Source organism: Actinomycetospora sp. (assembly GCF_055612215.1).
Genome location: NZ_JBVPVA010000260.1, coordinates 1 through 10437, shown reverse-complemented (window position 1 = coordinate 10437; position 10437 = coordinate 1). Strand labels below are relative to the sequence as shown.

The window sequence follows — 10437 nt, the reverse complement described above, 5'->3', positions numbered from 1 at the left end:
CTCTACGTCACGACGAGCGCCTGACCTGGGCGGACGTACGATCGGGTGACCCCGTCGGGGTGCCGCGTTCGTCCGCGGCGCGCCCCTCACTACCCTCGCCGACGTGGCCGTGGACACAGGCGGGACCGCTGACGTCGCCGGCGGGCAGGCAGCGGAGGCGCAGACCCCTCCCCGCGGTGAGGTCCGATCGTGACCGCGGCGGCGCCGGCCGATCCCACACGTCGTGAAGAGTTCGCGACGTCGCTGCTCGTGGTGCTTCCCGCCCTCAACGAGGCCGAGTCGATCGGGCGGGTCGTGGCCGAGGTGCGGTCGCACCAACCCTCGGCCGATCTGCTCGTCGTGGACGACGGCTCGACCGACCGGACGGCCGACGTCGCCCGCGCTGCGGGCGCGCGCGTCATGGCCCTGCCCTTCAACCTGGGAGTCGGCGGCGCCATGCGGGCCGCATACCGGTTCGCCTACGAGGAGGGCTACGACTGCGTCGTGCAGGTCGACGCGGACGGGCAGCACGATCCGGCGGACATCGCCCGTCTGCACGTCGCACTCGACGAGGCGGACGTCGTCGTCGGCGCTCGCTTCGCGGGCGTCGGCGAGTACGTCGTGCGTGGCCCTCGACGGTGGGCGATGCGGCTCCTCTCCTCGACGCTCTCGCGTCTGGTCGGAACCCCGCTCACCGATCCCACGTCCGGGTTCAGGATGATCAACGGCCGGGCGCTGGCGCTGTTCGCGTTCGACTTCCCCGAGGAGTACCTCGGGGACACGGTGGAGGCGCTGGTCCTCGCCAGCAGGGCTCACCTCCGGATAGCGCAGGTGCCCGTCGCGATGCGGGAGCGAGCCGGGGGTGTGCCCAGCCAGAACGCCTTCCGGTCGTCCGCGTACCTGGTCCGGGTCCTGACGGCGATCATGCTCGCGGTCGCGCGACGAGCACCGATCGTCCGGCCGGGGTCGACGGTCGAGGCGGCCGTCTGAGATGGCGCGGCTCACGATCGTCACGGTCGTCGTGGCGGTCGCGGCGTTCGTCCTCGTCTTCGAGCTCCTGCGGCGACGTCGCCTGCGTCAGAAGTACGCGTTCCTGTGGGTGCTCGTCGCGGGGCTGACCGTGGTGCTCTCGGTCTTCCCCTCGCTGCTGAACCGCGCGTCCGGACTGCTCGGCATCGCGGTGCCCAGCAATCTGCTCTTCCTCGTCTCGCTGCTGATCCTCTTCGGGGTGTCGTTGCAGCTCTCGATCGAGGTCGGGGTCCTGGAGGAGCAGTCCCGACGCCTCGCCGAGGAGGTCGGGGCCATCCGGCTGCGTCTCGAGGAGCTCGAGTGGCGCACGCGATTGGACCAGGAACCCGACGCTGCGCCCGCGATCGGTCCGGGGATGCGCTCGGACGGCGATCCGGGTCCGCCGGCTGACTAACCCGCCTGCTGTTCGGGGCTCGTCGCTGCCTCGGCCCCCGGTCGGACGACGTCGTGCAGGACGCGCTCCATGAGGACGCCGGCCCGGTCCCAACTGAGCGGGTGGACCGACGAGCGCGCGGCGCGGGCCCGGTCGGGATCCCACGCCGTGTCGAGCATCGAGCGCAGCGCCGACGCGAACTCCGTGCCCTCCGTCGCGTACCGGAGGTTCGTCACCACCGACGGCGGCAGGCCGCGCGTGCCCACACCGGTCGTCACGAGCTGCCGCCCGGCGGCGAGTGGCTCGAGGACCTTGTTGTTGACGCCCGCACCCCGCGTGACCGGGGCGATGGCGGCGCGTGCTCCGGTGTAGACGTCCGCGAGCGAATCCAGGAAGCCGGCGAACGGAACCAGGGTGCGCATCCGCTCGAGGGCGGGGCCGTCGGCGTGGAGGGCCCACGGATCCCCGGCGCCGAAGAGCGTGATCCGCGCCAGGACGTCGTCGGGGAGGTGGGGAGCCACCTCGTCGACGAACCACCGCAGCGAGTCCCGGTTGGGGGCGTAGGTCCAGTCGGCGAGCCACGCGACGTATCCGTCGACCGGCGGGCGGACGAGGTCGAGCTCGAACAGGGGCGCGGCGATGCCGTTCGGCACCACGTGGGTCGGCGGGCTCCGGCGGACGCGGGCGGCGTCCCAGGCCGCGTCGTCCTCGGAGATGTAGGTGACGGCGGCGACGAGCGGATAGAGCAGCTTCATGACCGGGACGAGCTGCGCGGACCCGGCCAGCGCGGAGAGCCGCTGCGGCACCGTGGTCCGGGGGGCGGAGCCGACGAGCCGGTACGGGCTGTCGACGAGATCGAGGACGATCGGCACCCCCGAACGTCGGATGATCGGGACGGCCGGGAGGCAGAAGACGTCGCCGAGCAGGACGACGTCCGACCCGGCCAGCGCCTCCCGGAAACCTCGGCTCGAGGCGACCGGCACGGACCGGGCCGCGGAGGCCGGGCCCGGCCGGGCGGGGACGTCGAAACGGGTGACGAGGTGTCCGCGCGCCGCCAGCGCCGCGAGCAGGTTGTCGCGACGGAGCCGGCCCCCGGTCAGGGCGGTGTGCGCGCCGTAGCTGGTCAGCGCGACGATCCGAAGCTCGGTCATGCGGCCCTCCCCGGTCTCCGGGCGCGGGCCAACCTAGCAACGGCCTCGTGTCCGACTCCGCGGGCATGGACGGGGCGGAGCCCCGGCGGTGCCGGGCGCGCCGTAATCTCCGTGCGTGGCACTCCGCGGTCTCGGGCGTCTGCGGGACGCCCGGCTCCGCGCTGCGGCAGGCGTCCCGGTGAGCCAGGTGTTCCTCGCACTGGCGGGTTACGTGCTCCTGGCGCTCGCCGCACGCACGATGCCCGCCGCGGGCTTCGCGGCGGTGAGTGCCTTCTACCTGCTGCTGAACACCGTGGGCCGAGGGGTCTTCGCGTCGGTCGAGCTCGAGACGAGCCGGGCGCTGGCCGCGGCCGACGCGGCGGGGGAGGACGGACGGCCCGTACTCGCCACGGCGGGCCGTCGAGCCGCGGTGCTGCTGGTGGCCGCCGTCGCCCTGTCGCTGGCCGCGACCCCGCTGCTCCCGGACGTCGAGGTCGCCTGCGCGCTCGCCCTCGGGTCCGTCACCATGGCCGTCTCGTACTGCGTGCGCGGCCCGCTGGCGGCGCGGCGCCGGTTCGGGGCGTACAGCGCCACCTTCCTGCTGGAGGCGGGGTTCACCCTGCTCGGCGCGGCGGCGCTCGCGTTCGCGCACGTGGACGCCGTCGCCACCTGGGTCGCGGTGCTGGTCGTGTCGCCCGGGCTCGCCGCGGTCCTCGTGGCGCTCCGCACGGTGCGGGCGGGCCTGTGGACGCGGCTACCGGGTCTGTGGTCGACGGGGAGCCGCGTGGCGTCGCGGGCGAGCGTTCACCGGATCAGCCTGGCCGCCCTCGCCTGGACGTCGCTGTTCTACCTGTCCTCGCAGGGCGTGTGGAACCTGGCGCCGGTGTCGGTCACGTCGTCCCTGGCAGCGGCGCCCACCGCGGCGGCCGGCTTCGTGGCGGTGGCCGTCATCCTGCGTGCCCCGGTGTTCGTCTTCCCCGCCATCCAGGCGGTGCTCCTGCCCTCGGTGTCGGCGGCGGCCCAGCACGACGACCGGGAGGGGACACGCCGGGCGTTGCGGCCGTTGCTGGTGCTGCTCGGTGCCGTGACGGTCCCCTGGCTGCTCGTCGCGGTCTTCGTCGTCCCCTGGCTGGCGCGCCTCGCGTTCGCCGTCCGGGACGTGCCGCCGTGGCCGGCGACGGCGGCGCTGGCGGCGTCGACGATCGTGGGCGCCGCGGCGTTCGTGCTGCAGACGCGCGTGCTGGCCTTCCGCCGCCACCGCGACGTCGGCCTCGCGTGGCTGGCCGGCCTCTGCACCCTGGGTCTGGTGTCCGTGGTTCCGGGGGACGCCCGGCTCTGGGCCGCCCTGGCCCAGCTCGCGGCCGCGGTGGTCGTCCTCGGTGGCGTGCTCGTGGCCGACGGTCGGGTCGGTCGGGTGGCTGCCCGGGCCCACTGACCCGGGCGTTCCTCAGGCGTCGGCGCGGCGGCGCGCCAGGACCGCCTGCTGCCGATAGCGGGGAATGGACACCTCGACGGCACCGACCCCGTTCCGGGCGCCGGTGGGCTGGGGAAGTCGGGCGAGCCGCCGGACGAGGAGCTCCGCCGCCGCGAGGGGGAAGCGCACCTGGGTCAGGTCCTCGGCGATCACCTCGAGCCCGGCCGACTCCAGCACCGCGTTGACCGCGGCCGCCGACCTGTACTCGCGCACGTGGGTGGGGTCGAGGACCCAGCCCGCCTCGGGGTTGCGCCGGAAGTACCAGGCGCCGCGGAGCTTGACCGGCGTCTCGACGTAGACCAGCCCGCCCGGACGCACGAGCCGCGCGAGCTCCCGGGCGTACGCGTGGTCGTCGGGGGCGTGCTCGATGACGTGGGTCGAGGTGACGAGGTCGAAGGTGCCGGACGGGGCAGGGACGATCCCGCGCTCGTCCGCGGAGACCTCGTGTCCGCGCGCACGGGCGATCTCGGCGCGCGCCGCACTGATCTCGAAGCCCTGGATCGTCCAGGTCTCGCCGAACGCCGCGCGGACGAGGTCGAGGAGGATGCCGTCCCCGCAGCCGACATCGATCATCGTTCCGCGCGACGCGCTCATCACCCCGGCGAGCAGTGGCGGGACCGTCGATTCGTCGACGAGTTGCCGGTACGTGCCGGCATAGGCGTCCCAGTCGGTCGTCGTCATGGGCTGATTCTGGGGCACTCCCCGGCCGAGCCCGGCTCGGGGCCGGAATGCGTACGTAGCGCCGGTGACAGGCATTGCCCGGAGTGGTCGTGATCGAGGAGATTCCTTCGAACGTGTCGTCGTCCGGATCCCGACGAGGGCGAACTGCGTCAGGGCGTCGTCGTGACGAACAGCGCGTTGGCGGCCTCGTAGGGTGTCCCGTAGCGCATGGCGAGCGCCTGCTCCGGCTCGGTGACAGCCCAGTCGAAGCGCGAGGTCCGGCGGTAGAAGGTGCCGCGGTCGAGGGCGAACCGACCCGACGCCAGGTCCGCGTCCAGCCCGGCGTTCCAGTCCACCGGGACGGTCACCAGCATCCGACCGCCGGGGGCGAGCAGCCGGCGGAGATTCTCCAGCGCCTTCGTCGAACCCCGGGGATCCTTCTCGTCCTCGTCGCAGCGGACGTGCTCGAGCGTCGACACGGACACGATGGTGTCGTACCGCGTCGCCGGGTCGAACGCGATGACGTCCTCGCTGATGACCCCGGGAACGGCGCGCTCGTAGCGGTCCAGGACCTCGTGTCCGCGGATGCCGTAGTGGTGCAGGACGTTGCCGACCTCCAGCATCCGGCCCGTCGTGCCGGTGGCGAGGAAGTGCCGGGCGATCGCGATCTCGACGGTCCGCTCGTTGCGCCAGGTCTGCCCGTACCAGGAGTACTCGTACGGGAGTTCCGCGCCGTCGAAAGGGAACCGCGCGTCGGCGCGATCACGGCGCAGTAGCGGCAGTGTCGCGTGCTCCCAGGCCTGCCCGGCGAGGAAGCCGACCGTTCGGCCCATCCCGTCGTCCCGGATCATCGTGTTGGCGCGGTTCCACACCCTCGTGGCCTCGACCCGGACGACGCCCACGCTCACCACGCGGGCAAGCTATCAGCCGCCCGTAGCGGACCGTTCGTGCCGCCTCTCGGCCCGACCTCCGCCGTGGGCGGCGCCCGATCGGGGGGCCGTGATCGTCGCAACTCCGGAAGGGCAGCGAGGTCGGCCGTCGAGGAGGCGGACACCGCGACGGAGGACCGAACGACGAGCGCTAACCTCCGATTCCGGGGGAAGGAGGGCGCCGTGCTCCTCGACGCAACGGGGATCGTCGTCGCCGCGTGTGTGTCGGTGTTGCCCGGGGCGTGCGCACTCCTGCTGATCGGTGTGCGTCGGCCGACGTGGTACATCGCGCTGTCAGCGCCCTGTTCGGTGGCGGTCGCTTCCCTGACCGGGATCGTCACCTCGCTGGTCGGTGCCTCCTACGGAATCGTCGCGCTCGCTGTCGCGACCGCTCTCCTGGGGGTGGCGGGGGCGACCCAGCGGGTGCTTCGACGCCGACGGCGCGTCCTGCCCGACCCGCCACGACGGGCCTCTCCCCTCCTGACGGTGCCCGCCCTCGGGGGACTGCTGGCGATCGCGGGCGGGCTGGTCGTCAGCGTCCTCACCTGGCTCGGTGGGATGGGCTGGTCACTGCGGACGTATCCGCAGGAGCACGACATGATCTACCACCTGGCGCTGTCGTCCTACATCGCCCGGACCGGCACCGGCGCACCCTGGGAGCTGGCTCCCGTCGACGTGCTCACGCGCTCCGAGCCCGTCTTCTACCCCGCCGGGTTCCATCTCCTCGCCGGTGCCGCGACCCAGCTGACCGGGAACGTCGTCGTCTCGGTCAACGCACTGGCGCTGCTCCTGGTCGGCATCGGTATGCCGCTGGGCGCGGCATGCCTCGCCGGGGCGCTGGCCCGAGCCAACGGGTTCGCGGCCGACACGACGATGGGCGCGGCCGGTGTGGCCGCCGTGCTCGCGGCCACGCTCTACCGCCCCGGCGTCCAGCTCGCCCATGACGGCGGCATCCTCCCGAACTCGGTGGCGATGGCCCTGTCGGCGGGCGTCCTCGCGGCGCTGATCTCGTGGCGACGCGCCTCCCGGACCGTGATGCTCGGAGCCGGGCTCGCCACGGCGGGAGCCGTGATCGTCCACCCGAGTGCGCTGGTCACCGTGGGCGTCACGATGGTCGCGTACCTCCTCGTCGACGTGCTCCGTCGTGCCCGGCGGGACCTGTCCTCGTTGGTCCGGGCCTTCTGGCCGGCGGTGGGGCTCGCCGCCGTGGTCGCCCTCCCGACGCTCGTCGTCGGCTCGTCGGCGGTCGCCGCGACCACCGCGTTCGCCACGGCCACGCCCGACCGGCCGGTGGCCCTCGCCGTGGGGAAGGCGCTGACCTTCGCCTACGGCGGCTACCTGGATCCGGACAGCACGCGGTCCCAGGTCGCAGCGGCAGCACTGATCCTGCTCGGCGTGCTCGTGCTCGTGCTCACCCGCCGCGCTGCCCCGCTGCTCGCCGCGCTCGGGGTGTGGTTCGCGGTGGTGGTGTCCTACTTCGTCGCACCGGGGAAGGGGGCCGCGGGCATCGTGACCGGCTTCTTCTACAACTCGGAGCCTCGGGTCTGGTCGCACCTCAGCCTCGTCGGAGTGCCTGCCGGGGCTCTCGGGCTGGCCGTGGCCGCGAGGTGGGCCGCGCGCCGGGTCCCGCGCATCGGTCGATCAGCCGTGCCCTGGGTGACGAGTGGCCTCCTCCTGCTCGTCGTCGCCGTCTACGCCCTCGGACCCGGCCACGGCTACGCGCGGATCAACGAGAACGCGGTCGCCGCCCGCTTCGCGACCCCCGACTTCACCCGCGTCGACGGCGACGACGAGGCGGCAGCGGCCTGGCTCGCCGGTCAGGTGCGCCCGGACGAACGCATCCTCAACTCGGCCAACGACGGCTCGACGATCCTCTACACCGAGTACGGGCTGCCGGTGGTCAACCTCGCGACGCTCGGGAGCGCGACGGAGCCGTACACCTATCAGCTCCTGGGCGGCTTCCGGGACTACCCGACCGATCCCGTGGTGCGTCGCGACCTGCTCGACCTCCACGTCGCCTGGCTCTACGTCGACTCGCAGGCCCCGGCGATCGGCGTCGGGGGTGCGCCGTTCAACTGGCCGCAGGCGGACCGGCTGACGGTCCCGCGCGGGTTCGAGGGCCTGTCCGGGCTCCCCGGGCTCACCCCGGTCTTCCGCGCCGGCACCGTGACCGTCTACCGGCTCGACCCCGCGGTGATCGCCCGGCTCACAGGGGGGCCCGGCCGCCCGCGCTAGTCTCGTGCGCCCGCCGAGCGCGCCCGAAGGAGCACCTGGTCGCCCCGATGTCCACGGTCGGACTGCGTACGACGCCCACCTCGCCGGCGCGGCACGACGAGACGCCCCGCCGGAGTCCCGCCTGGCTGCTCGCCGCGGCCGGCCTGGTCGTGGCCGTCGTCGTGTGCCTCGTCCTGCAGGTCGCGATCAGCCGGTTGCGGATCCCGTTCCCCACCTACGCGGCGACCGCGGTCGCCGCGACGACCGGCGCGGTCGTCGTCGCCGTCCTCGTGGCGCTCGCCGCGTCCGGCCGCCGCGCGGGGTCGACCGCGGTCACGCTCGCCGTCCCCGGCCTGCTCGCCGCCCTGGTCACCCTGTGGCCGGGGCTGTTGCTGCAGGGCACGCACTACTACCTCGGCGGCATCTCGATCGACCAGAGCTTCCGCACGCAGGCGCTCGCCCGCGCCGCCTCCACCACCGCGCTGACCGACATGAACTACCTCGGTCTGCCTTCGTACTACCCGGCGGCGTGGTTCTGGCTGGGCGGCCGCGGGGCGGACCTCGCGGGCATCCCGGCGTGGGAGTTCTACAAGCTCTGGGCGATCCTGACGCTCGCCGTCGCCGCCTGGGCCGCGTTCGCCGCGTGGCGGTTCGTGGTCTCCCCGGGGCGGGCGGTCCTCGTCGCGACCGCCACCGCGATCGTCGGGCTCGGGGTCTCCGCGGCCGAGCCCTACGCCTGGCTGCTCGTCGCCCCGATGCCCGCGGTCGCGGTGATCGTGTGGCGCGCCCTGCGGGCCGACGAGGTCGGGCACCGCACGGTCGCGCTGGTCGCGAGCGGGGTCTACCTCGGCCTGGCGGCCATGACCTATTCACTGCACGCCGCCTTCTTCGGGGTCTTCGTCGTGGTCGGGGCGCTGCTCCCGACCCGCGGCCGGGCGCCGCGCCACGTCCTCCCGAGGATCGGGCGGGCCGCGCTCGTGCTCGTCATCGGCGGGGTGCTCGCGCTCGTCGTCTGGGGCCCGTACGCGGTGGCGGCGCTCGCCGCGGGCCTGCCGCGCAGCGACGCCCAGCGCTACCTGCCCTACGACGGCGCGGTCTGGACGTTCCCGATGCTCCAGCCGTCGTCGATCGGGGCGATGTGCGTCGTCGGGCTGATCGGGATCGTGCTGGCGTGGACGGTGCGGCCCCGCCTCGCGCGCCCCCTCGCCGTGCTGGTGCTGCTGGTCTATGCCTGGTTCGCGCTGACCGTGCCCGCCCTGCTGGTGGGGCAGACGACCCTCGCGTTCCGCCTCGCCCCGATCGTGGAGCTCGTGCTGGTGTGCGCCGGCGTCCTCACCGCCGTCGAGGCCCTCGCGCTCACCCGCGCGCGGTGGCCGCTGCCCGGCGTGCCGCTGCGGGCCCTCGCGGCGGTGCTCGCCGTCGTCGTCCTCGCCGCGTGTGCCCAGGGCGCGCTGTCCGCCGGCGACGACGCGGTGCAGGAGGCCTACTCCGATCCGTACCCGAGCACCGGGCTGCCCGCGGTCGGCGCGTACGACCCGGCGCGGATCGACTCCTGGTCACCCCAGCTCGTGCACACCGTCGACGGGCTCTCGGGGCGGCCCGCCGCGGAGCTCGTCGTGCTCGGTGGCCCGACCCAGTTCTACGTCGCGGAGCCCTTCCACGGCTTCCAGCAGTCGACGCCGCACTACGCGAACCCGCTGGCGCAGTACGAGCGGCGCAACGAGGCCGTGCGGGCGTGGAGCCGGTCGACCGGTCCGGACGACCTGCTGCGCCGCCTCGACACGTCGGTCTGGCCGGCCCCGCGGGCGTTCCTGTTCGGCCGGGGCGCGGGTGGGACGCTGACCGTGACGGTCGTGCACGACGTGTTCCCGGCCTACCCGAACGTCTCCTTCGAGACGGTGGCCTTCCCGGAGCGGTTGTTCGACTCGCCCGCCTTCGAGCGGCGCGACGTCGGGCCGTGGACGGTAATCGTCCGGCGCTGAGCGCGCCCGGCCGTCTCTCCCCTGAGCTTCAGCGGATCCCGAAGAGCCGGCGCCAGTTGTCGGCCCCGGTGAGCTCCGGCGTCGCCGCGCGCCACCGCCCGGCCGCGGCATCGCCCTCGCGGACCAGCCGCCACAGCACCCGCGCACCCTCGCGGGCGAGGCGCTTGAACGTCTCCGGGTCGCGTTGCCGCACGCGGACTCCGCCCTGGCCCGCGTCGGTCACCGCGACCCGCTCGAACAGCGAGACGTGCCACCAGTGCGCCTCGCCCGCCCCGACGGCGCCCACCGGGTGCGGCAGCCGCCCGAGGGCCTGCTGGGCGAGCCGCTTCGCCATGACGAGCCGGGTGCGGGTCGGCTCGCCGCCCGCCCGCACGATCGGCATGTCGCTCGCGCCGAGCCCGGGCGCCGCGTCCGCAGTGTGCATGACCGTCTCCGGGTAGGCCGACCGCTCGCCCCGGATGCGCGCGGTCGCGGCCACGCCGCCGTCGTCGAGCACGGAGGGCCCGACGAGGAAGTCCTCGACCGCGCGGATCAGCGTGGCCGCCAGCCCGTAGTTCATCGAGACGAGGTAGCGCGAGAGCAGGTCACCGAGGGTCGCCGCGATGTGGCGCACCGGGAACCCGCTGTGCAGCGCCGAGGTGATCATGGCGTTGCGCAGGTTGAAGTA

At 73.9% G+C, this 10437-nt stretch carries 8 protein-coding genes and 1 pseudogene; 5 read left to right on the top strand and 4 right to left on the bottom strand.

Features of this window, described 5'->3' with window-relative positions; translation table 11 throughout:
• Nucleotides 1–189 precede the first annotated feature (189 nt).
• Together AC0CYZ_RS07230 and AC0CYZ_RS07225 are read left to right on the top strand one after the other, a co-directional pair.
• Nucleotides 190–969, top strand: coding sequence for a glycosyltransferase family 2 protein (locus AC0CYZ_RS07230; RefSeq protein ID WP_472213753.1), 780 nt, complete (start codon nt 190–192; stop codon nt 967–969).
• A gap of 1 nt (nt 970) precedes the next feature.
• Complete coding sequence (locus AC0CYZ_RS07225; RefSeq protein ID WP_472213751.1) at nt 971–1402, top strand: DUF2304 domain-containing protein; 432 nt, start codon at nt 971–973, stop codon at nt 1400–1402.
• Here AC0CYZ_RS07225 and AC0CYZ_RS07220 read toward each other — a convergent pair.
• On the bottom strand, nt 1399–2532 hold the full coding sequence (locus tag AC0CYZ_RS07220; RefSeq protein WP_472213749.1) for a glycosyltransferase: 1134 nt from the start codon (nt 2530–2532) through the stop codon (nt 1399–1401). The two genes, AC0CYZ_RS07225 and AC0CYZ_RS07220, sit on opposite strands and share 4 nt — an antisense overlap.
• A gap of 115 nt (nt 2533–2647) precedes the next feature.
• On the opposite strand from AC0CYZ_RS07220, the gene AC0CYZ_RS07215 reads away from it, so the two are divergent.
• Nucleotides 2648–3946, top strand: coding sequence for a hypothetical protein (locus tag AC0CYZ_RS07215; RefSeq protein WP_472213747.1), 1299 nt, complete (start codon nt 2648–2650; stop codon nt 3944–3946).
• 12 nt (nt 3947–3958) lie between these two features.
• Here the strand turns inward: AC0CYZ_RS07215 and AC0CYZ_RS07210 are convergent, their stop codons facing one another.
• Together AC0CYZ_RS07210 and AC0CYZ_RS07205 are read right to left on the bottom strand one after the other, a co-directional pair.
• Nucleotides 3959–4666 carry a class I SAM-dependent methyltransferase gene (locus tag AC0CYZ_RS07210; protein WP_472213745.1) on the bottom strand — a complete coding sequence of 236 codons (708 nt, stop codon included), beginning with the start codon at nt 4664–4666 and terminating at the stop codon, nt 3959–3961.
• 149 nt (nt 4667–4815) lie between these two features.
• Nucleotides 4816–5556, bottom strand: a complete 741-nt coding sequence (locus AC0CYZ_RS07205) for a class I SAM-dependent methyltransferase (RefSeq protein ID WP_472213743.1) — start codon at nt 5554–5556, stop codon at nt 4816–4818.
• Between the two features lie 201 nt (nt 5557–5757).
• Between AC0CYZ_RS07205 and AC0CYZ_RS07200 the strand changes: the two genes are divergently transcribed.
• Together AC0CYZ_RS07200 and AC0CYZ_RS07195 are read left to right on the top strand one after the other, a co-directional pair.
• Complete coding sequence (locus AC0CYZ_RS07200) at nt 5758–7809, top strand: DUF6541 family protein (RefSeq protein ID WP_472213742.1); 2052 nt, start codon at nt 5758–5760, stop codon at nt 7807–7809.
• 47 nt (nt 7810–7856) lie between these two features.
• Nucleotides 7857–9770, top strand: coding sequence for an arabinofuranosyltransferase (locus AC0CYZ_RS07195; protein ID WP_472213740.1), 1914 nt, complete (start codon nt 7857–7859; stop codon nt 9768–9770).
• Nucleotides 9771–9798: 28 nt separating this feature from the next.
• Here AC0CYZ_RS07195 and AC0CYZ_RS07190 read toward each other — a convergent pair.
• A pseudogene (locus AC0CYZ_RS07190) lies at nt 9799–10437 on the bottom strand (glycosyltransferase); the annotation flags it as partial.